The sequence below is a fragment of the Zymobacter palmae genome, from assembly GCF_003610015.1.
Classification (GTDB): Bacteria; Pseudomonadota; Gammaproteobacteria; order Pseudomonadales; family Halomonadaceae; genus Zymobacter; species Zymobacter palmae.
Window position 1 is genome coordinate 2,846,554 of the sequence record NZ_AP018933.1, and the last position, 22,087, is coordinate 2,868,640.

Sequence of the window (22,087 nt, forward strand, 5' to 3'; positions counted from 1 at the left end):
CTAGCGGGCCGCACGCCATGATCGTCGGCGGCCCGCCTCCGTAGGCAGCACAACTCATGACATACGAACAGTTCATCTACAGCCTTCTTGGCATCTTGTCGCCGTTCTTCACCCCGGGCGTACAGGCAGACAGCCTGACGACACAGCCCGATGTCGTCGTGACGCCAACATCGTCCACCGCGACATCGACAGCAACCACGCCCTCCGCAACATCCACCACTGACAACAGCTCGACCAGTACAGGCACCACGACCGGATCAACCACCGGCTCGTCCACCTCCGGTACAGGCACCACGACCGGATCAGCCGCTGGCTCGTCCGCCTCAAGTACAGGCACCACGACTGGATCAACCACCGGCTCGTCCACCTCTGGCACGGGCACCACGACTGGATCAACCACTGGCTCGTCCACCTCTGGTACGGGCACCACGACTGGATCAACCACCTCCGGTACGGGCAACACGACCACGGGGTCGACAACCACCACGACAACCGAGCGACCAACCGTTAAAACGCCGTACCGTCGCACGGCGCTTGAGCTGAGCCGCCAGTACTACGACACACGCTCACAGTGCAATGATGGCTCTCCGGCTTACATGTGCACAGGGGTAATGCTGCGTTCTAATAAGAACTACTCCGATCAGTACCATGTCTGGGACCCAAGCCCCTTCTCGACCAAAACAGGCGGCACGTCATTCTCGTGGCTGCGCAGCGATACGCGCTACTCACACCTGGCCTTCGGCTACAACAGCGGCTTCATTTTCTTCCCGCAGCAAAAAGCCGATGCAAACGCCGTCAAGGTTGATGCGCTGTGCTACTTCCTGTTGGATGCGTCGACCGCCTCACGCGACAATCACGGCTGCGGTGCCGCAACCGCCGAGTTCCCCGACACCAGCAACACGTGCGATCACTACGGCATCGCGACCGCCGAGAAATGGCTTGAACACTATCAGTCCGAACAGAATGACCGTCAGCACCATCAGTGCGGCTTCGATCTGAGCGGTGATAAAGCGACAGCGGCTGAACGCTTCAAGGTCGCGACCACAGCTCATGCGCTGCTGGGCGATACTGGATTCAACGAACTGAACGAGTTCCGCTTGGCCACGTGGGAAAGTGGCAAGGGCAGCCAGCTGCCGTTGCAGGCCTTCTTCTATCTGGCCGACACCGATGGTTTGTCCGACGCTCAACACTACCAGCTCGACTACTACAACCAGACTCAGGCGTTCTTACCGGTTATTCGCATCACTATGCCGCAGACACAGAGCGCACAGGTGCAGTTCAACTACGTACCGAGTGATCAGGTTCTGACGCCGGTCTATTGATGACACCATGATGACAAGCGAACGTGCTGCCTTGTCGGCAACACTCGCTCATAAAGAAGGCGTCCACTAGGGACGCCTTTTCACTCTTTTATAGAAAAAATCACGATTGTCCTCTTCCCACAGCGGTAGGCCCAAAAACAACGCGAAAATGGCCTCGCTCGCTAAACATTGGTGCAGTGCGACACTGCAGCACAGCTTGTGCGCTAACGCTCAAAGCCTTTGATGTCAGCCATCTAGTCGCCGCTGTGGCGTCTATACTGAGAACACTTAAGACCACTCTGGCGCCAGCGCGAGATGTCATGCGCGGCCTTACAGTCGACATACCGGCGCATATGTTCTTGACTGAGTAGCCGCACCGATCACGCATGTAACGCGTACGCGTGCATTCATTGCCGTAGACAGGACACGACATGAACAACATTCCTCCACTAAAGCACTATGTACGCACTAACTGGCTGCATGACCCGCTGGCATGTGGCTCGTATTCGTTCGTAAAAGCGGGGACAGCGGAAGAGCACCTGTGCGAAGCCCTCAAGGCCCCTTTCGGGCGACTGTTCTTTGCAGGTGAAGCCACCTCAGCCAACGCTCCCGCCACCACGCAAGGGGCGATCAACTCGGGTATTGAGGCCGCCAAGGCCGTGCGCGAGACGGCCCAAGGACCCCATCGGGTCGTGGTGATCGGTGCCGGGCTGGCAGGTCTAACGTGTGCGCTTGAACTGCACCGCGCTGGACGCAAGGTCACGATACTGGAAGGAGCGGACACCATCGGGGGCCGCACCCGCGCTGACAAGATCGCGGGTATTCCTGCGCCACTGGGGGCCGCATGGATTCACGGCGTGGATACTCAAGACAATACGGCGAAGGAGCTGGCCGACCAGCTGGCCCTTGAACAGCTGCCGTTCGATTACGACTCGCTGGGAGCCCACAGCGATCAGCGCGCCGCCATCGACGCACTTGCCGCACAGGAAGAGGAAGTGCTGTCATCAGTGCTGCTGCCCGACGATAGCGTGTCGCACGCCTTCGGGCTGACCAGCGACCCACAGAAAGCTTGGGCCGCACACGTGCAGTACACACAGGAATTCGCGGCCGATCCGGCTGAACTGTCGATCATGGCATTGCGTGAAGGGCTACGTGCCGAAGGGCGCGACGTGCTGCTGCGCGAAGGCTACATGCCGATCGTCGATGCCCTCGCCAAAGGGCTGGATATCCAGACGGGGCAAGTGGTGAAGCACGTCTATCAGCAGGACGATGGCGTGATTATCATGATGCAGAACGGCCACCAGGTGACCGCCGACTACTGCGTCGTCACGCTGCCGCTGGGCGTACTCAAGCAAAATCGAGTCAAGTTCACCCCCGCATTTCCGATCGAAAAGCAGCATGCGATCAATGCAATGGGCAACGGGCTGATGGACAAGCTGTGGCTCGAATTCGATGAACCGTTCTGGGACAGCGACAACACCAGCTTCGTCTGGCAGGACAGTCAGCTACCTGGGCTGTGGTCCTACTGGGTCAACGGCTTGAAGGTGTTCGGCAAGCCGATACTGGTCGGATTCAACGCAGGCAACACGGCACGACTCGTTGCCCAGTGGCGTGATGAAGACGTGCTGTCCAGTGCCATGCGCGCCGTCTGCAGTATTCGCGATCTGTCCTCGCAGCCCGCCGCTGCGCTGGATGCTCGCTGACCGCAGCCTGTCGGCACCGCTGCACGATCAGGACGGAAGCGCTTCCTGCTCGTGCAGCCACTGGCGTGGTGTTAGCCCCAATTGGGCCTTGAATGCCCGCGACAACGCCGCTTCACTGCTGTAGCCCACCTCATGGGTGATCAGCTTAAGCGACTGCCCTTTCAACAAGGCCTGCTGAGTCAGGCCAATGCGCCAGCGCTGCAGATATACCGCCGGTGTGCACCCCACCACTTCACGAAACTCGTTGGCAAACACGCTGCGCGACATACCCGCCAGCGCCGCCATGGACTCCAGCGTCCACTCGCGAGCCGAATCCTCATGCAAAGCAATCAGTACCGATCGCAGACGCGGGTGCGCCATACCCGCCAACAGGCCAGGTTGGAGCTCGCGCTGCTGCACCATCAGGCGTAGCACATAAATCAGCACCACTTCGAACAGGCGATCCAACACAGCCTGGCGGCCACAGTTATCACTGAAGGCCTCTTCATGCAGCAGAGACAGTACGCCTTCGGCCCCGCCCAGCTCCGTCAGCGGTACGCAGAACCAGTCTGGCAACGATGACGCCAGCAGGTTGGCCTCGCCACCACCAAACGCTAGGCGCGCGCAAACCAGCAGCGCACTCTTCTGCGGCGGAATAACAAAGGTATGCGGCAGTGCACGCGGGTATACCAGCAAGCTAGGCTGATCGATATAGACCTGCTCTTTCATGTTGTGATGAACCGATACTTCGCCTTCATACACTAAGTGAATCAGCCCAACACCCTTGCCAATTTCCGCTTCTTGCACGCCGCAGATCGGCCCTGAGTGGAACGTCCGCGCTTTGAGCGAGAAGTGTTCCAGCAGAGCTTCGAAGCGATCGGTCATTCCATACTTCCTATCAATTTTTTCATACGATCTGTTTCCTATCGTATAGCGAGAAGGCTCATAGTAATGACCAAGCAGACAACACAGCCTTTATCTGAAGGCGTGCTGTCCTCACCGAACAAGGAGTCCGCCATGTCTCTCGAGAAGGTTGTCTATACCGCAGAAGCCACTGCTACCGGCGGTCGCGATGGTCGTGCGACCTCGTCCGACAAGGCACTGGATGTAAAACTGTCCGTTCCCCGTGAAATGGGTGGCGCTGGCGGTGAAGGAACCAACCCGGAACAGCTCTTCGCTGCCGGTTACTCCGCCTGTTTCATCGGCGCTCTGAAATTCGTCGCGGGCCAGGAAAAGATCGCGCTGCCGCAGGATGCAAGCATCACTGGACACGTTGGCATCGGCCCGATCCCGAAAGGTTTCGGTATCGAAGTCGAACTGCGCATCAGCCTGCCAGGCGTCGACAAGGAAGTCGCACAGAAGCTTATTGATAAAGCACACGTCGTCTGCCCGTACTCCAACGCCACACGTGGCAACATCGACGTTGCGTTGGTACTTGTAGACTGATGGCTGAATGACGCATGTGGCACTGCCAAGGATCGGCAATGCCACATGTGCTGGGGCAAACGCATATGTTCAACGTCATGGATGACGGCGAACGCTATGATACGACTTGCTGTGAGGTCGCTGTCCCGATACCTACACCGCTCTGGTGCCTTGGCGCCACGAGCGGTGTTTTTTTATTGATACGAACCTCTTCTTCTACACGAAGTCCGTATTGATATCCTCTCTTTTCTGTCCTGTCTCAGCCCCGTCTCAGCGAGCAGACGGCTCTGTTGCGGAACGCCCTTCCTCCGACACACCACCTCCAACGGCCTTAAGCAGCCGCACCGGTGACATTTCCAGACGCCTGTCGCTCTGTACCCGCGCGTCCTGTGTCTGGCGCCAGCGTAGCGCTGCCTGCAATACCACCGACTAGCCCGTTAGCCACACGCGTACGCGCGAAGGCCAGCTGTTCGCGGCACGGGTTCGCAGATACGGATTGCACTGGCGCTCGGCCGTCTGATCATGGAGGGCATCATCCACGTCCTGCCAGGCGTTAAGCACCACCTGCTGCCAAGCAACCACCGTCACTTGCTGATCCATCCGCATCAGCTCGACAGTAGCACGTCGTCTGCCACGATCGAAGATCGGCAGGCTCAGCGGTGGTCCGACCTACCATAGAGACGAGTCTCCGTGACCGAGCGACCGAGAGTCCACCGTCTGGTAAAACGCTGAAGCTCCGAGAGTTATACGCGGGTATAGGTCGGCTGTCGCCACACCCATCTCCGCCGTTGCGACATGCAGTCGCGCCTTGGCAGCCTGCATGTCCGGCCGACACTGCAACAGATCGGCGGCATTGCCCAGCACCGGCGTAGGCCGTATCGGAGGAACGGGAGTTGTATCAGTGGTCGGCAACGGTGACCGTAATGTATTCAGCGCCCCAGCCTGATCCCAGCCAGACGACCCATCTGGCTGATGAGTGGGGCCTGCTGCGCTTGCAGCTCGTCGCGCTGCTGCTGTGTCAGTACGGGGTCATCGTTCGTGACGCCGTTGCGCGCCTGCAGATGATCCAGCCGTGTCTGATTTAGCGCGATATTGCAGCTCAGCCGTGCGTGCTGACGCTGCAACTGCCGCAATTTGAAATACGCTCGTGCCAGTTCACCCTAGCAGGACGGCAACAGGCAGCGCACAGGCTTTCCCTGAGCGGCTTTGCTTACTGCGCAGCCGTTCTGTTCATGCCTAAAGCTAGGGCCGCCATGCTCATAAATGGGGGATACTACCTTTATCTCTCGTTAATATTGATAACGATTATCGTTTGCAATAACGTAGAGCCCCACCATCGCAGTAAGTGACTTATACACCCCATGATCCTTGGTTCTGCATAACGCGATAGCCTTCAGCGCCAAGAACATGCCCAGATGATGGGGTGCTATTACCCATAATCAGTACCTTTTTGGTACTCGATAAATATCCATTTTCATCAAGTGACCGCCATGACTGCCCCTCTTTCACGACGCGCCCGCCACCATCTGCCCACACTGGTGCTGGCCGGATTGCCTCTGGCCCAACCCGCACTGGCCAGCGGTGAAACGGCCCACACTCGCTCACGCGCACTCGACACCATCACCGTGACGGACAGTGCCCTTGTCGACGGCGATGCCCTGCCCGCACCGCACGCTAACGGCAAGATCGCGCCCGGTGGGCGGCTGGGAATATGGGGGGAACAGTCGGCACAGGATGTGCCGTTCTCGGTGCTGAGCTACACCGCTGAAGGCATCCGCGATCAACAAGCGCATACGGTAGGTGAGGTGCTGCGTCAGGATCCTTCGGTGCAGACGGGTTACAGCTATGGCAACTACGGCCAGAGCTACAAGATTCGCGGCTTCGATCTCTACCCCGACGACATCGCCTTCAGCGGTCTATACGGGGTGATGCCACGTCAGATCATAGACACCTCGGCCATTGAGCGGGTGGAGCTATTCAAAGGCTCCAGTGCATTCATGAACGGCGTCCCCAACGGCGGTACAGGAGTGGGCGGCAGCGTCAACCTCGAACCCAAACTGGCGAGCGACACGCCACTGACACGAGTCGGATTCGACTACACAAGCCAGAGCCAAGCCGGCACATCCCTTGATATTGGGAGGCATTTCGGTACCGATCACGCCTATGGCGTGCGCTTTAACGGTGTGCGGCGTGGCGGCACTACCGCCGTCGATAACGATGAGCGCAGTACCACCGCGGGCACGCTAGCCTTCGACTACGCGGGTGAACGTGCCCGCGGTGCGCTAATCGTGGGCTATCAGCGGCAGCACATAGAGGGCGGACGAGCGGGCCTCAACACCAGCCGCTTAACCGGCAGCGATGCGTTCCTGCCCTCAGCGCCAACAGGCACCCGCAACTACACCCCCAACTGGACCGAATCAACGCTGGAAAGTAGCTACGGCGTGGCGCGTGGTGAATACGACCTTGCGACAGACTGGACACTTTTCGGGGCCTTCGGCGCCAGCTACAACGACGAGCAAGGGGTTTATTCATCCCCATCGCTGACCAATTCCAGCGGAAGCGTGAGCTACAGCCGCATGGATACGGCGCTAAAAACACGCAACGTTGCAGGCAATGCTGGGCTACGCGGCCACTTCAGCACCCCGGGGCTTAACCACGCACTCACGCTGGCCTACTCGGCGAACACCAGCCAGAAACGCTCGGCCTATACGATGGGTAGCAGCTCGGTCACGGGCAACCTCTACGACGGCGACGTCACCTATATTCCCGCCGGCAGTATGACCACCACCGGTGGCAATATGCACCACCCCAGCGTGGTCGAGCGCGACACGTCACAGGGCGTCTCGCTCTCGGATACGGCGTCGATGTTTGATGATCGCTTGAAGCTCACCCTCGGTATGCGCTATCAGAACGTGCGGGTGGTCAACAACGACTATCAGGGCAATGAAAGCACCGTTTCCGACCGCTCAGCCGCCACACCGGTATACGGCGTGGTATATCAGCCGTGGAAGCCCATCGCACTGTTCGCCAACCATATAGAAGCACTGCAGGCTGGCCCGACTGCCGGTGCGTCCTACGCCAACTCGGGTGAAACGCTTGGCGTGGTGCGTTCGCGCCAGAATGAGGTGGGTATCAAGCTGGACACGGCACGTTTCGGCGGCACCCTCAGCGTCTTTGATATCCGTCAGCCCAGTGCCCGCGCCGATGCCAGCAACCGACTGGCACTGGATGGCGAACAGCAGAACCGCGGGATCGAACTCGCGCTGTACGGCGCACCGGCACAGGTCGTGCGTCTCAACGGTGGCGTGACGTTCATGGATGCGCAGCTAAAAAACACCGCGGGTGGAACGCAGGACGGCAATCGCCCAATGGGCGTGGCCCGCTATCAGATGCGTGCCGGAGCCGAATGGGACCTGCCGTGGGTGGATAACCTAACCCTCAGCGGCACCGTGCTGCGCACGGGCCCACAGTACGCCGATACCGCCAACCAGCTGCGCGTCGAACCGTGGCATCGCCTCGACCTCAGCATGCGCTACGGCACGCGCCTCGGCGGTCACCAGACCGTCTGGCGACTGGGTGTGGATAACGTCACTCAGGAACGCTACTGGGAAAGCGTCAGCACCTTCGGCTACCTGACCCAAGGCAGCCCTCGCACCGTCAAACTCTCCGCCACGATGGATCTGTAATTGCACCCGACAGGAGTCTTCACTATGCGTCTACGTCATATCGGCTTTGCCTTACTTGCCACGGGTCTCAGCGGGCTTCCTGTTGTCCAGCAGGCAGCGGCCACCCCCGCCGTTACCACGAAGGAAAGCCACCTTCAGCGCCAGTCACTCGGTCAAGGCGTCTATGAAGTGGCCTACAGCGCCCGTCATCATGAATTGTACGTTGCGCTGGCAGGCAACCTCAGAGATCCTCAGGCCAACAAGGGACTGATTCAGGTTCTCGACCCTGACACGCTGGCACTCAAACGCACCATCACGCTGCCGCTGCGAGCCTTCAGCCTAGCGCTGGATGATTCTCGCAACCGCCTTTATGTCGGCCATACACTAGACGCTGCCGTGTCGATCATCGACATGCGTCAGGATATCCGTGATGACGCTCGCCTACGGTCTACTATCACCGTGGCCACTAAGGCACCCACCGATAAGTATTTTCCGGTGCACCCGCGCGAACTGCGCCTTTCCGACGATGGCAACCGCCTCTACATGTCAGCGGTCGCGGGAGATGGCAATGTCTATGTGATCGACACCCAGCAGCAAAAGCTTATGCATACGATCGAACACATGGGCAAATGGACCTCGGGGCTGGCATTGGATGATGCGCACCAGCGCCTGTTCGTCTCCAATGCCGATGGGCATGTCATTGAACTGTCAACGCAAACCTTCGCCCCACGTGCCACCTTTGATGCGGGTATTCACCCGGTCAACATCACTTACGACAGCGCCACACAGCGCCTGTACGCCGCCGACAGCAAAGGCCACCGTGTACTGGTACTGGACGTGAACACCAGGCACCCCGCCGGACAGTACCCCACCGTTGCAACGCTGGATCACCTCCAAGGCCCACTGGCACTGCTAATTGATGCCGCTCGCCAGCGCCTCTACGTTACCGACCGCGATGGTGGCCAGCTCAACGTTTATGCCCTGAGCGAACGGCAGGCCTCCGCACCCATCGCACAGTATCCGCTGAAGGTGTTCCCCAACAGCCTCGCCAGCGACCCACGCAGCGGTGCACTGTTCGTCACGATTAAACAGAAGCTGCATGACGACCTGTCGCTCAACGGTCAGGAAGCCATCGTCCGCATTGCCCACCCTTGAGACGCATGGCACGCACTGCCCATAGCGGCACGTGCGTGCCACAACCCTATCCTTGCGGCGACGCCACCATCTGCCATTGCATCACCCCACCCAACAACGTTTTCAGCCGCGTTGTTTCCTCCGACAGCCGAGCCCCAGACTGCAGCAGCGAAATACCAAGCGGTGGCAACGCAGGCAGCACCTGCGCCGTATCAATCGCCAAGACAGCAGGCATTCCCATCATCGTCCGCACTGTCACGCCCAATCCCGCATTCACGGCGGCCCAGATACCCCCCAGACTGCGGCTGGTGAAGACGATGCGCCAAGGAATGCCTGCATCATCGAGTGCGGCCAGTGCCCGCTGACGCATCAGGCACGGGGCCTCGAACAGCACTAATGGCAGTGGCTCTTTCTGATCTAAGTAGCGCTGCACGGGCGTGTCGGGGTGATAAATCCACTGCAACGGCAGCGTCGTCAGCACGGGCGCATCAGGCATCGCGTGCACATCGTGCCAACACAGCGCGAGGTCGAGCTGCCCATTGTCGATGTCGTGGCACAGGGCCTTGTTGCGCGCGATCCGCGCCGAGATCTGTACGTCTGGGTGCGCACGCGCAAAGCGGCCCAGTACCTCGGGCAGCAATGCTTCACCGAAGTCCTCCTGCATACCCAACCTCACGTGTCCTGCCAGCCGCTGCCCCGCTACCGCCTCCAACGCGTCATCGTTCAGAGCCAGCAAGCGCTTCGCATAGCCAATCAGCACTTCACCGCTTTCGGTCAGCCGCAGATGACGCCCGTCCTTCTCCACGAGTGCCGTACCGCACTGCTGTTCCAGCTTCTTCAACTGCGCACTGACGGCCGACGTCGAGCGGCAGAGGCGTTCGGCCGCCAGCGCAAAGCTGCCAAGCTCAATGCCCGCCACGAAACTGCGCAGCGCGTCCATATCCAGCGATAGTGGTCTTCCAGGCATAATGGTGCTCTTTTTCGGGATGATAAATACCGTATATTTTGATTTTCCAAATCATAGATCGGCGCAACACTCTCGTCATCCCCCACGGAGATGATCACTATGCCCACCCCATTGACACGCGAAACATTGAGCGATATCGCGCCCAAGCTTGCCCAGCTCAGTCAGGACGTACTGTTCGATGACATCTGGCAACGCCCACAGCTCTCTCCCCGAGACCGCAGTTTGATCACCGTCGCCGCGCTCGTCGCACTGGAGCGTACGCAGCAACTGCCGTGGCATCTCGACTTTGCCCGCCATAACGGACTTGATCGCCAGGAATTGGTCGAGCTTATGACCCATCTAGCGTTCTACGCCGGATGGCCAGCGGCCGTCTCCGGCCTAAGCTGTCTGACAGAGGAGCAATGACGATGCCGATGACCCGCATCACCGTACAGGAAGGCCGCTCGGCGGCAGAGCTGCATCAAGTGCAGGACATCCTTCACCAGACGCTGGTCGATGAATTCGATGTTCCCGCTGCCGACCGATTTCAGATCGTTGATATCAAACCGACCGAGCAGCTTCACTATGATCCGCACTACATGGCCGGCGAGCGCTCTTCACGCTTTACGTTATTCGAGATTACCGCGGGCAAGCCTCGCCGCCTCGAACAGAAACAGGCGCTCTATCGCACCCTCACACAGCGGCTCGTCGACGCACTTGGGGTGCGCCCTGATGACGTGATGATCGTCATCCGCTTCACAGCGACGGAAGACTGGTGCTTCGGGCTAGGCAAAGGACTGACAGGAGATCCGCAATGATCGTCATGCAATACAGTTTCACGCTCCCCGCCGACTACGACATGGCGATCATTGAGCGTCGCATCAGAGACAACGGCGCTCGTCTTGATGACTACCCGGGGCTGGTGTTCAAAGTCTATCTGTATGCGCGCCGCGATGACGCACAGCAGCCTTCACATGAGAACCTGTATGCCCCTCTCTATGTGTGGCAAGACGCAGACAGCATGCGACGCTTCTTCAGCTCAGCAGGCTTTGCCGCCCTGACGCAGGCATACGGTTGGCCTACCGTAGACACTTGGCTGCTTGGCAGCACACCAGACGCCCAGTGGGTAAAAACCTGTACCACTGCCCACAAGCGGGTGGTTCCTATTCCAGCCCATTCCTCGCTGAACACCATGCTCCCCCCCGCTGCCGAGCACCCCAACGTACTACAGGCATGGAACCCAACGTCGTGGCAACGTTTAGAGGTGTCATTCGGCACGCCAGCAGCGGTAGAACAAGGTGCCGATGGTGCTGCTGACGCTCAACACTATCGCATTGGCTATACCGCACTGGGCAGCAACGTTCTCGCTTAACGCTGCTCTTGTTTACGCCTTGCGTCTCGCTTCCCGCCCGATGGATTACCCGCGGCGGGAGGCCATTTTCGGCTCCCGGCCACACGACAGACGACAGACGACGCCTCGCACCAGTGAACCCCATTGCCATTCTTATAAATGCAATGTTATAACATTCTAAATATTATTTATCGTCGGAGCCTCAGCCATCATGTCATCGCCGCTTCCCGTTACCGTGCTGTCCGGATTTCTTGGCGCGGGCAAGACCACCGTCCTCAATCACCTGCTCAACCAGCGTGGTCAACAGCGACTGGCCGTCATCGTCAATGATATGAGCGAGGTCAACATCGACGCCGCACTGGTGCAACAGGAGGTATCACTCAACTACGCCGAAGAACGCATGATCCAGATGAGCAATGGTTGTATCTGCTGCACCCTGCGCGAGGACCTGCTGATCGAGGTGTCTCGCTTGGCCCGCGAAGGGCACTTCGATGCACTAGTGATCGAATCCAGCGGCATCGCCGAACCGCTGCCTATCGCCGAAACCTTTACGTTCGAAGACGACAACGGCCAGCGCCTGTCGGACATCGCGCGGTTAGACACCCTCGTTACCGTGGTGGATGGCGCCAGCTTCCTCAAACAGTACCGTAATGCCCAAAGCCTGCAAGACGCAGGCGAGAGCCTCGGTGCTGACGATGAACGTAATGTCGCCGATCTGCTGGTCGAACAGATCGAGTTCTGCGACATACTGCTGGTCAGCAAGAGCGATCTGATCACCACTGAGCAGATGAACGCGCTGAAGGCTGTGCTGCGCTCGCTCAACCCCGAGGCAGAGATCATCCCCATCAGCAAGGGCAACATCCCGATCGACAAAGTGGTCAAGACAGGGCGCTTCAACTTCGAGCGCGCAGAGCGTTCGCCCGGCTGGCTGAAGGAACTGCGCGGCGAACATACCCCCGAAACCGAAGAGTACGGCATCGGCAGCTTCGTCTATCGTGCCCGCCGCCCGTTCCATCCCCAGCGCTTCTACGAGGTACTGCACGGCGACTGGTGTGGCGGAAACCTACTGCGCTCGAAGGGCTTCTTCTGGCTGGCAACGCGCCCACAGTTCGCCGGACAGTGGAGTCAGGCTGGCGGCATCGCCCATTACGGTTTTGCCGGCATGTTCTGGAAAGCGGTACCCGACGACAGCTGGCCTACCGACCCCGACTACCTCAAATCGATCGACGAAGTATGGGAAGAACCGTTCGGCGATATGCGCCAAGAACTGGTGTTCATCGGTCAGGACCTTGATCAGGAGGCGATCACGCACCAGCTCGACGCCTGCCTACTTGATGACGAAGAGATGATCGCGGGCGTACCGCTGTGGAAACGGATGGCCGATCCCTTCCCGGCTTGGCGTCAATAACCCGAACATAAACAGCCCCATGCGGATCACCCAGCCCTTACCGCATGGGGCATTCCCCCCGCGGCCGAAGCCATTTCCTCAAAGCGCCGCTGCACTTTCCCGCCGAACCCCGTACAATCGGGGACTTTCGCGTCGTGCGTGCGGCGCCCTTCATCATGCCAAGCGACGAGCTCGCCGCGCGGCCTTCAGCAGGATCTTCCAGCGTGATCTCCACCGCCAATATCACTATGCAGTTCGGGCCCAAGCCCCTGTTCGAGAACGTCTCCGTCAAGTTCAACAACGGCAATCGCTACGGGTTGATCGGTGCCAACGGCTGCGGCAAGTCCACGTTCATGAAGATTCTGGGGGGCGACCTCGAACCGTCCAGCGGTCAGGTCATGGTGGGTGAGTCCACCCGCCTCGGTAAGCTGCGTCAGGATCAGTTCGCCTTCGAACAGCACCGCGTCATCGACACCGTCATCATGGGGAATGATGCACTGTGGAAGGTCGCCGAAGAGCGCGATCGCATCTATGCACTGCCTGAAATGAGCGAAGAAGACGGCATGAGAGTCGCCGACCTCGAAGTGCAGTATGCCGAGCTGGACGGCTATACCGCCGAATCCCGCGCAGGCGAACTGCTGCTAGGTGTAGGTATCCCGCTGGAACAGCACTACGGCCCAATGAGCGAAGTCGCCCCTGGCTGGAAGCTGCGTGTGCTGCTGGCACAAGCCCTGTTCTCCGATCCGGACGTGCTGCTGCTCGACGAACCAACCAACCACTTGGACATCGACACCATCCGCTGGCTGGAAGGCGTACTGGTACAGCGTTCGAGCACGATGATCATCATCTCGCACGACCGTCACTTCCTGAACAGCGTGTGCACGCACATGGCCGACCTCGACTACGGCGAGATCAAGCTGTTCCCCGGCAACTACGACGACTACATGACGGCCGCCACGCAGGCCCGCGAGCGTCTGCAAGCCGACAACGCCAAGAAAAAATCCCAGATCGCCGAGCTGCAGGCCTTCGTCAGCCGCTTCTCGGCCAATGCCTCGAAAGCGAAGCAGGCCACGTCACGCGCCCGCCAGATCGACAAGATCCAGCTTGAAGAAATCAAACCTTCTTCACGCGTCAGCCCGTTCATCCGCTTCGAGCAGAACCGCAAGATCCACAATCAGGCGCTCAGCGTCGACCATATCAGCAAGGCCTATCCTGACAGCCCAGCGCTGTTCAGCAAGCTGTCGATGATGGTCGAAGCGGGTGAACGCATTGCCATCATCGGGCCGAACGGTATCGGTAAGACGACGCTGCTGCGCACACTGGTCGGCGATCTAGCCCCCGATGAAGGTGCTGTCAAATGGACGGACGCCGCTGAAGTCGGCTACTACGCGCAGGATCACGCCCACGATTTCGCAGACGACATGACACTGTTCGATTGGATGGGCCAGTGGACAACCGGTGGTGAGCAGCAGGTACGCACCGCACTGGGCCGCATGCTGTTCTCCAGCGATGATATCCCGAAGATGGTTAGTGTTCTGTCCGGGGGTGAACAGGGCCGCATGCTGTTCGGCAAGCTGTCACTGCAGAAACCCAACGTTCTGGTAATGGACGAACCGACCAACCATATGGACATGGAGTCGATCGAAGCGCTCAACCTCGCTCTGGAACACTTCCCAGGCACACTGATCTTCGTCAGTCACGACCGTGAGTTCGTAGCCTCGCTGGCCACTCGCATCATCGAAATGAAGGAAGACGGCATCACCGACTTCACCGGCACCTACGACGACTACCTGCGCAGCCAGCAGGTGTACTAAGCGCCACTAGATACTCCTCGGCCCCATGATGAAGGCGATATACGATCGTCATGGGGCCGTAGCCCCCTCAAGTACTTCCCTTCTCCTCACACATCCAGCCTTCCATCACCCAACAGCACCTTCTTCTAGCTTTCATGCGCGCAGATATATCCTTATCCATCGCTTTGCAAACACACACGCGTGCGCCACCCCCTATGACCTGCAAGCAGGAAGAACGGGGGCGATTAACGATAAGTGCCGTAGGCAGGCATCTGACGGCAAGCGATAGCCATGACGAATTCATTGATCAAGGCAAATACAACAGCCACGAGGGAGCAAAACGAAACAAGGCAGGAAGAAAGGGATGGAAAACAGTGAAGTGATCAAGACGCCAAAACGATTTGGCCTGCATGATTTAACGACAAGGAATGGCTGGCGCGCATGGTACACACCATGAAACCAGAAGGCGTCGAAGCACAGATTGGTCGAAATGATAGGCGTATATGATCTGAGTGTACCTTTTGCAGCAACATCAGAAATATAGGGAAAGGCCTATTAATCTACGTGAACAATCTATGTAAAAGGCCCAAAACGAAAAAACCACCCCGTGGGGTGGTCTTCGAAATCCCTGATAAATCAAGAACTTAAATATGGTGCCGGCACCAAGAGTCGAACTCGGGACCTACTGATTACAAGGCAGAACTACAAATAGTATAAAAACAACAACTTACAGCATAAAAATATGTGTAAATTACCGATTTTAGGCCGCATTCCATGCGGCTTTGCCGTCTTTATCTATGTAGGTTTTAGGCGTCATAACGGCCTGTGGAGACGGCCGTAGAAGGCGCACACGGCGCGCCAAATAAACATGTGCCCACGGGTTGAATAGAGTCAGAAATCGGCCTGATGGCCGCCGTTGATGCCGCAACGTTGATGCACGCGCAGGTGATGCGGTCACGTTGTGCAAAAACGCATAAATCCGCATAATTTTCCTGCCCTCGAAATCTCGCCACAGCCCGCGTCATGCGGGCTGTTTCGTATCCTTCCCCCCTGCATAAAAATCGACCTATTTAGAAACCGCAGGCGCGGGGGGCAACTGCGCGTGGTGGCGTGTGCGAATGCAGGAGCGCTCTAGCGAGCCGGATAGAATCCAGCTCAATAAAAACTTGAAATGTCAAACAAATAGCAAAAAAAGACGGAAAATTTTTATCTACCAGAGAGAGGGGTAATCCTTGCAATGTATTCTTAGAATACATATAGTACAGGCATTGATTAAAGGGACATTGCCATGCAGCTTTTCCATACCAGCCCAGAAACAGAAATCACGCCGTCCACCCTTGGGCGTTTCGATGAATTTCTATTCTTCTCTCCAACTATCTATGTAATGACCGCTGGCGATTACCATGTGTTTGTTACCAGTCTCAACGACAGCGAAATCATTGAGGCTGGTAGTCTGTGGTATCAAGATAACTGGGAAGCTGCACGCCCTTTCATTGATGAGCTTATGGGGCGGTTGAGTGTAGACGAAGACACGGCGATGGGGCTTCTTGATGGAAGCCTGTCGGTCTACGACATGGATATCGAGCCAGAAGACATGGCAGATGAGGATTGGAATGTTCAGCGCCTAACCGCTCGCAGTGCAAAGGCATTGGGTTTTATCGGTGTGGCGGTTGAGGATGAGCAGGGCGCTGCCTACATGCTTGATGTCACAAGAATTAAAATGGAAGCAGCAAAGTGATTGATGCCAGAAAAGACCATTGCACTGATGCTGACCACCAATCCAAGATCATTGGAAAGGCCATAGCGGTATGCGGAACAATGACCGAACTAAGCGGCAGGTCAGGCTTGACCCGTGACTATCTGACAAAGCTCCGCAAAGGAAAAAAAGAGTGGACATTTCAGGTGCAATATCTATTGGAGAGTATCGTTAGCTCTAACTGATGCCCAAAAAAGCCGCCTCGCGGGCGGCCTAGATATCGGTATAACGCGGGGACTATGAACGGGGCTGGCTGAGACTGAACGGGGCGAAGCGGATCACCTCTTGCCCAATCATATCGTTGAACTCCGATAGCGTTTCCTGCAGCGGTTCCAGTTCGTTGGCCACGAACACGGCCGCCGCTTTCTCAATGTCCCCAAAGCCGCCGGTGTTGTTGGGGATGATCCCCATCAGCTGCGGCGGTACGCGGTGGGCGGCCAGCTGGTCGTCGCGGGTCTGGCCTTTGATCGCTTGGAAATCATCCTTGGCCGCAATCTCACTGATCGGGATCAGGTTCACCGAGTCTTTGTTGCCATCAGTGATGTGCATGTAAAAGTTGCGGAAGTTGCCGGGGCCTTTCGAGTCCTTCAATGCCTTGCGCATGTTGTCCTGATCAGTGGGATCAATCTTGTCGCCGGTCGTGTACAGAATGAACCCTGCATGGCTGCCGTTGCGGTAGTAGCGCAGGCGGAACGTGGTCGCTTCCTTGTTGAGCTGGATCGAATCGAGCGCGCCGATATAGTCCGGCTCGCCGTAGACCTCCTGATCAATGCCTGGCTGCATCAGGTGCCACGGCGGGGTGGTGAAGGCTTCTTCTTGTCCGTACAGCGGTACCCAATAGTAGGTGTCAAGATCAAGGCCACGGCGCACGTACTTGGCGCGCGGCACATCAAGGGCCATCAGGTTACCAAGGCGGCTATAGATCGGGTGCAGGTAGGCGTTACCGAAGGTCAAAAAGTCCAGTGCCAGTGCGGTGAACTGCTGACGCGACAGCAGTGGGTGCGGGATGAATGAGCGGACAAGGATATTGCGCTTTACCTGCAGCGCTGAACCGTGATGCGGTGTGGCACGATAGCACTTCGACAGTAAGCGGTAGTCGAACGGCGGTTCGTACCACAGCCCGCCCATCGCCCACAGTCCGGTGTTGACCAGATCGTACGCCGTTCTAATCGGCTCGGCCTCGCCAAAGGTGAAGGCTTCGATGTGGGCGTTGCCCTGTTGTGAGTCAGTCATTAGTAAGCCTCGATAATGGAACGGCGGGTGGTCTGAGGGCCGTCGAGCGGTTCAAAATGCAGCGCGTGCATAATCGCCCACGCGATATCGCTGTGGCCGGTGTGCTGGTTACGCCCTGCTTTGTAGGTGATCTGGGTGCCGGACTTGGTCAGCGTGCGCTTGATAGCGGTAAAGGCTTGGGTGATGTCGTGCGCGCCCGCGTCGAACTGCAGGCGCTGCTTGCGGATGATCTGCTGGGTCTGGCGTACCATCGCCGACTTAAGATCCGGCGTGTAGCGGTAGCGGGTGACGTTGGGAAAGAACTTCTCGACCAACTGGGCCACTGAGTCGCCCATGCCGGTGACGTCGATACCGATATGCTCGACGTTGTAGCGTTTGGTCACGCGTTCGATGAACTCGGCCTGTGCTTCATAGTCGGCCCCGCGCAGGCGGTGATACTCGAGCACGCGATGGGCATCGCCCATCGACTCGGCGGGGGCAATGACGGCCAGCCCTGCCCCGTCGCCTTCTTCCGATTCGCCCGACGGGTCGTACCCTATCCAGACCCGCTTTTCACCGAACGGACGCTTCGTCCACGGTTTGTAGTCACGCATCCAGCGATCGAACGCATCCACCGCGCAGCCCTTCATAAACGACAGCGGGAACGCTGACTGGGCGTCGTCCATGAACTGGCACATCAGCAGGTTGTCGAATTCGTCTTCGCTGTACTCCAAACGCAGCTGATCCAGATCAAACAGATCACAGCCGCCGGCGATGGCATCCTGTACGGTGACGATCTGTCGCCAATGGCCGTCCGGCCCACGCAGCCCTTTGGCAAGCGCGGTGTGGCTAATGTCGAACGCCACTTTCTGATCACGCTTGCGGCGCGCGTTATAAAGCTCGCCCGACCAGAACCCGTACGCCTCGTGGTCAATGCTGGACGGCGTGGAAAAGTAGGTCTGCTTCCACTGCTTGTGCATCGCCATCCCTGACGTGACCTTACGAAACGTCTGGAAGCCGTGGATCCAGAAATACTCATCGAGATAGACGTCGCCGTGATAACCCTGTGCGGTTTTGGCATTGGTACCGAGGAAGTGCAGTTCTGCACCGTTGGGCAGCACGAGCGGCTCGCCTTTGAGTTCGACACCGGTCGCCATCTTGACGAACTGGACGATGTAGTTGCGGAAAATCAGGGCCTGATTCTTCGAGGCGGACAGGAAGATCTTGTTCTTGCCGGTTTCGAAGGCATTCACCACGGCTTCACGGGCAAAGTACCACGTTGCACCGATCTGGCGACTTTTGAGGATGTTGCGGATGCGCTCATCAAGGCCCGCTTGGTACCAAGCGCGCTGATAGTTGAACAGCGATCCCTCGAACGCGTCGATCAGCTGAATCAGCCCTTCCTCACCGATATCGTTCTTGGCCTTGCGCGCGGCCGTGTTGCGCTTGCGGATGCGGGGGTTAAGGTCAGCTTCCTTGCCACTGTCGTTGTATTTGCTGATGCGGGCCAACCGTTCAAAGGCGCGCCCAAGTTCGTCGATCTCCTTGTAATCGGCGTTGCTCTTCCTGTCGCGCACGATCAGCGAAATATAGCGCGCCTCCAGCGAGCCGAGCATGCGCTCGTGTTCGGTGGCCTCGTCCCATTTATCGCGCTGCTTCCAGCTGTGCACCGTGGCAGGCTTGAGGTGAAGGTGTTCGGCAATACGGGCCACCCGCCACCCCATCCAGTAGAGGTGGCGCGCGGTCAGGCGGTCGGTGCCGCCGCTGTCTGAGGTGTCATGTAATGTAGTCATGGCAGGCAGACTACCGAGCGCATCAATAGCGCGAAGCACTGCCGCCCTGTCCCACCGCGCACTCACACGCCTAACGCGTTTACCCCGCCCGTTAATCCATCGACCCTGTGCAGCGACTACCCACAGCACAGGTGCGACATGAAATATTTCCGGATTGCGAAAGAAGGGGCGACCTGCGACGGCCGCACTCTGAAACGCGAATGGCTGGAACAAGCCGCCGCGCAGTACGACCCCAAGGTCTACGGCGCACGGATCAACTGCGAACATATTCGCGGCGTCACGCCGGACGGCCCGTTCAAGGCCTATGGCGATGTGACAGCGCTCAAAACCGAAGAGGATAAGGACGGCAAGCTGGTACTGCTGGCCGCGCTCGACCCGACCGAGGAACTGAAGGCGATCGTTAAGAACCGCCAGAAGGTCTACACCTCGATCGAAGTGGCCCCGAGCTTTGCCGACACCGGTAAGGCATACCTGATGGGCCTTGCGGTCACCGATAACCCCGCGTCACTCGGCACTGAAATGCTGCAGTTCTGCGCCCAGCAGCACGAACAGCAAAAGCCCTCCCCGCTGTCCAACCGCAAACAGCACCCCGACAACCTGTTCACCGCTGCCGAAGAAACCGCGCTGGATTTCAGCGACGGCAAAGCCATGCGCTTAGCTGACAGCATCGTTAGTCGCATATCCGTCCTGCTCTCTGGCCTGAAACCAGAAGAACAGCCGCCAGAAAACCACGGCGACAGCGACGGTGAAGACGTGCGCAAGGCGCTAGAAGCACTGGCGCAGGACAACAGCGAGCTGCGCGACCAACTCGAACAGCGTGACGGCGAGTTTACGGCGCTCAAGACGCAGATCGAGGCGCTGACGCAGGCGCTCGATACCCAGCCACAGGCCAGCTATTCCCGCCGTACCCCTGCGACGGGCGGTAACGCTGCCGTTCTCACCGACTGCTAAGGACATCACCATGCGCACGCCTACGCGTCAGAAATTTTCTGCATTGAAAGACCAAATTGCCCACCTCAACGGCATCAGTGATGCCAGCGAGAAATTTACCGTCGAGCCGTCAGTGCAGCAGCGCCTCGAAACCAATATGCAGGAGTCCAGCGACTTTCTGAGCCAGATCAATATGGTGGGGGTCAGCGAGCAGATGGGCGAGCGGCTGGGCCTTGGCGTATCTGGCCCAATTGCCGGACGTACCAACACCGATGAAAAAGAGCGCGCGACGCGCGACGTCACCACGCTAGATGAAAACGGCTATCTGTGCGTACAGACCAACTTCGATACCCATATCCGCTATCAGCAGCTGGATGCGTGGGCCAAGTTCCCCGACTTCCAGACCCGCGTACGGGACATCATCCTTAAGCGTCAGGCGCTGGATCGCATTGCGATCGGCTGGAACGGTGTGCGTGCCGACAAAACCACCGATCTGGTCGCTAACCCGCTGCTGCAGGACGTCAACATCGGTTGGCTGCAGAAGTACCGCGAACACGCCCCTAAACGGGTCATGTCGTCCGGTAAGGAAGCGGGCAAGATCACCATCGGCGTTGGCGGTGATTACGCCAACATTGATGCGTTGGTCATGGACGCCGTCAACGAGCTGATCGACCCGTGGTATCAGGAAGACCCCGACCTCGTGGTGTTGGTCGGCCGCAAATTGCTGCATGACAAGTACTTCCCGCTGATTCAGAAGTACGACCAGCCGACCGAAAGCCGTGCGCTCGACATGATGGTGTCCCAGCGCCGTATTGGGGGGCTGCAAGCGAACAAGGTGCCGTTCATGCTGGATAAGGGCATTTTCATCACCTCGCTATCTAACCTGTCGCTGTACTGGCAGGAAGGCAGCCGCCGCCGCGTGGTGGTCGATAACGCCAAGCGCGACCGCATCGAAAACTTCGAGTCTAGCAACGACGCCTACGTCGTAGAGGACTACGGCTTTGGGTGCTTGATCGAAAACATCGAGGTGATCGCATGACCACCCCTGCCCGCCGCCATTACATGAAGGTCACCGCTGCCGAAGCAGCGGCAGCCAGTGAAGGGGGCATGCAGGGCGAAGCCTACGAGCAGCATCTGATGATGCTGCATCGTGACAAGGCCGAACTGCATACCATCCGTTCGATTCAAGACAAGATCGCCCGCAAGGCTGAGAGGCTGCCGCACTATCAGTCGTATCTGCAGGGCGTACTTGAAAACGGTCAAGGGGCTTCGGATCAAGTGCTGGTCACCCTGCTGCTGTGGACGCTGGACGTCGGCGATATTGCCGCCGCACTGCCGATCGCTGAATACGCTATCCGCTACGGGCTGGCCGCACCGGACGCCCATCAGCGTACTAACGCTGAGATTCTGGTCGAGGAAGCGGTCGCGTCACTGATGGACGGCGATGACAACATCGACGCCGATAACCTGCCGCTGCTGGAAGAGATCGCCCGCATCGTCGAGGGGCGCGACATCGTCGACCCCGTGCGCGCGAAACTGCATAAGGCGATGGGCCGTGCCTGCGAAGCGGGTGGCCACGATCAGGACGCACTGGATCACTACGCCAAAGCGTTGGCGCTGCATGACAAATGCGGCTGCAAACGACTGCGTAATGAACTGGAACGCCGGATGAAAAAGAACAGCGATCAGTCTGACGGCTGATCTACCGCGTC

General features: G+C 58.4%; 21 protein-coding genes. 14 read left to right on the forward strand and 7 right to left on the reverse strand.

What is annotated here, in order from left to right; genetic code table 11:
* Positions 1-56 precede the first annotated feature (56 nt).
* Together ZBT109_RS13660 and ZBT109_RS12570 are read left to right on the forward strand one after the other, a co-directional pair.
* Positions 57-1,322, forward strand: a complete 1,266-nt coding sequence (locus tag ZBT109_RS13660; RefSeq protein WP_145984533.1) for a hypothetical protein — start codon at positions 57-59, stop codon at positions 1,320-1,322.
* Between the two features lie 410 nt (positions 1,323-1,732).
* Positions 1,733-3,004 carry a flavin monoamine oxidase family protein gene (locus ZBT109_RS12570; RefSeq protein ID WP_051523766.1) on the forward strand — a complete coding sequence of 424 codons (1,272 nt, stop codon included), beginning with the start codon at positions 1,733-1,735 and terminating at the stop codon, positions 3,002-3,004.
* 27 nt (positions 3,005-3,031) lie between these two features.
* Here ZBT109_RS12570 and ZBT109_RS12575 read toward each other — a convergent pair whose 3' ends face one another.
* On the reverse strand, positions 3,032-3,868 hold the full coding sequence (locus ZBT109_RS12575; RefSeq protein ID WP_027705006.1) for an AraC family transcriptional regulator: 837 nt from the start codon (positions 3,866-3,868) through the stop codon (positions 3,032-3,034).
* Positions 3,869-4,000: 132 nt separating this feature from the next.
* On the opposite strand from ZBT109_RS12575, the gene ZBT109_RS12580 reads away from it, so the two are divergent.
* Positions 4,001-4,429, forward strand: a complete 429-nt coding sequence (locus tag ZBT109_RS12580; protein WP_027705007.1) for an organic hydroperoxide resistance protein — start codon at positions 4,001-4,003, stop codon at positions 4,427-4,429.
* 408 nt (positions 4,430-4,837) lie between these two features.
* Here the strand turns inward: ZBT109_RS12580 and ZBT109_RS13910 are convergent, their stop codons facing one another.
* The 3 genes from ZBT109_RS13910 to ZBT109_RS12590 form a co-directional block, all read right to left on the reverse strand.
* Positions 4,838-5,008: a hypothetical protein gene (locus ZBT109_RS13910; protein ID WP_156934034.1), complete on the reverse strand. Its 171-nt coding sequence runs from the start codon at positions 5,006-5,008 to the stop codon at positions 4,838-4,840.
* Between the two features lie 69 nt (positions 5,009-5,077).
* Positions 5,078-5,272 carry a TolC family protein gene (locus ZBT109_RS14230; RefSeq protein ID WP_408646095.1) on the reverse strand — a complete coding sequence of 65 codons (195 nt, stop codon included), beginning with the start codon at positions 5,270-5,272 and terminating at the stop codon, positions 5,078-5,080.
* Positions 5,273-5,337: 65 nt separating this feature from the next.
* On the reverse strand, positions 5,338-5,541 hold the full coding sequence (locus tag ZBT109_RS12590; RefSeq protein WP_027705008.1) for a hypothetical protein: 204 nt from the start codon (positions 5,539-5,541) through the stop codon (positions 5,338-5,340).
* 357 nt (positions 5,542-5,898) lie between these two features.
* Here ZBT109_RS12590 and ZBT109_RS12595 point away from each other — a divergent pair, with 357 nt between their 5' ends.
* Together ZBT109_RS12595 and ZBT109_RS12600 are read left to right on the forward strand one after the other, a co-directional pair.
* Positions 5,899-8,094: a TonB-dependent receptor gene (locus tag ZBT109_RS12595; RefSeq protein WP_051523767.1), complete on the forward strand. Its 2,196-nt coding sequence runs from the start codon at positions 5,899-5,901 to the stop codon at positions 8,092-8,094.
* Positions 8,095-8,118: 24 nt separating this feature from the next.
* The gene (locus ZBT109_RS12600) at positions 8,119-9,228 is read left to right on the forward strand and encodes a YncE family protein (protein ID WP_027705010.1); all 1,110 of its coding nucleotides are present in this window, start codon (positions 8,119-8,121) and stop codon (positions 9,226-9,228) included.
* Between the two features lie 46 nt (positions 9,229-9,274).
* Here the strand turns inward: ZBT109_RS12600 and ZBT109_RS12605 are convergent, their stop codons facing one another.
* A complete protein-coding gene (locus tag ZBT109_RS12605; RefSeq protein WP_027705011.1) occupies positions 9,275-10,174 on the reverse strand; it encodes a LysR substrate-binding domain-containing protein in 900 nt (299 codons plus the stop codon).
* Positions 10,175-10,273: 99 nt separating this feature from the next.
* Between ZBT109_RS12605 and ZBT109_RS12610 the strand changes: the two genes are divergently transcribed.
* From ZBT109_RS12610 to ZBT109_RS12635, 6 genes are all read left to right on the forward strand, one after another.
* Entirely contained in the window at positions 10,274-10,579 is a 306-nt protein-coding gene (locus tag ZBT109_RS12610; RefSeq protein ID WP_027705012.1) for a carboxymuconolactone decarboxylase family protein, read from the forward strand.
* 2 nt (positions 10,580-10,581) lie between these two features.
* Positions 10,582-10,971, forward strand: coding sequence for a tautomerase family protein (locus tag ZBT109_RS12615; RefSeq protein WP_027705013.1), 390 nt, complete (start codon positions 10,582-10,584; stop codon positions 10,969-10,971).
* Positions 10,968-11,525: a DUF4865 family protein gene (locus ZBT109_RS12620; protein ID WP_027705014.1), complete on the forward strand. Its 558-nt coding sequence runs from the start codon at positions 10,968-10,970 to the stop codon at positions 11,523-11,525. The genes ZBT109_RS12615 and ZBT109_RS12620 overlap by 4 nt, the downstream gene beginning before the upstream one ends.
* A gap of 190 nt (positions 11,526-11,715) precedes the next feature.
* Complete coding sequence (zigA, locus tag ZBT109_RS12625) at positions 11,716-12,912, forward strand: zinc metallochaperone GTPase ZigA (RefSeq protein WP_027705015.1); 1,197 nt, start codon at positions 11,716-11,718, stop codon at positions 12,910-12,912.
* A gap of 203 nt (positions 12,913-13,115) precedes the next feature.
* Positions 13,116-14,705, forward strand: coding sequence for an ABC-F family ATPase (locus tag ZBT109_RS12630; RefSeq protein WP_027705016.1), 1,590 nt, complete (start codon positions 13,116-13,118; stop codon positions 14,703-14,705).
* Between the two features lie 1,267 nt (positions 14,706-15,972).
* On the forward strand, positions 15,973-16,422 hold the full coding sequence (locus ZBT109_RS12635; RefSeq protein WP_027705017.1) for an AcrIF11 family anti-CRISPR ADP-ribosyltransferase: 450 nt from the start codon (positions 15,973-15,975) through the stop codon (positions 16,420-16,422).
* A 255-nt stretch (positions 16,423-16,677) separates the two neighbouring features.
* On the opposite strand, the gene ZBT109_RS12645 is transcribed toward ZBT109_RS12635, so the two are convergent.
* On the reverse strand, positions 16,678-17,673 hold the full coding sequence (locus ZBT109_RS12645; RefSeq protein ID WP_038278059.1) for a phage portal protein: 996 nt from the start codon (positions 17,671-17,673) through the stop codon (positions 16,678-16,680).
* Positions 17,673-19,445 carry a terminase large subunit domain-containing protein gene (locus ZBT109_RS12650; protein ID WP_027705019.1) on the reverse strand — a complete coding sequence of 591 codons (1,773 nt, stop codon included), beginning with the start codon at positions 19,443-19,445 and terminating at the stop codon, positions 17,673-17,675. Before ZBT109_RS12650 ends, ZBT109_RS12645 begins: the two co-directional genes overlap by 1 nt.
* A 138-nt stretch (positions 19,446-19,583) precedes the next feature.
* Here ZBT109_RS12650 and ZBT109_RS12655 point away from each other — a divergent pair, with 138 nt between their 5' ends.
* The 3 genes from ZBT109_RS12655 to gpM are packed head-to-tail and all read left to right on the forward strand — an operon-like array spanning position 19,584 to position 22,076.
* On the forward strand, positions 19,584-20,396 hold the full coding sequence (locus ZBT109_RS12655) for a GPO family capsid scaffolding protein (protein WP_027705020.1): 813 nt from the start codon (positions 19,584-19,586) through the stop codon (positions 20,394-20,396).
* A 10-nt stretch (positions 20,397-20,406) separates the two neighbouring features.
* Entirely contained in the window at positions 20,407-21,414 is a 1,008-nt protein-coding gene (locus tag ZBT109_RS12660) for a phage major capsid protein, P2 family (RefSeq protein WP_027705021.1), read from the forward strand.
* Complete coding sequence (gene gpM, locus ZBT109_RS12665) at positions 21,411-22,076, forward strand: phage terminase small subunit (protein ID WP_027705022.1); 666 nt, start codon at positions 21,411-21,413, stop codon at positions 22,074-22,076. The genes ZBT109_RS12660 and gpM overlap by 4 nt, the downstream gene beginning before the upstream one ends.
* Positions 22,077-22,087 lie beyond the last annotated feature (11 nt).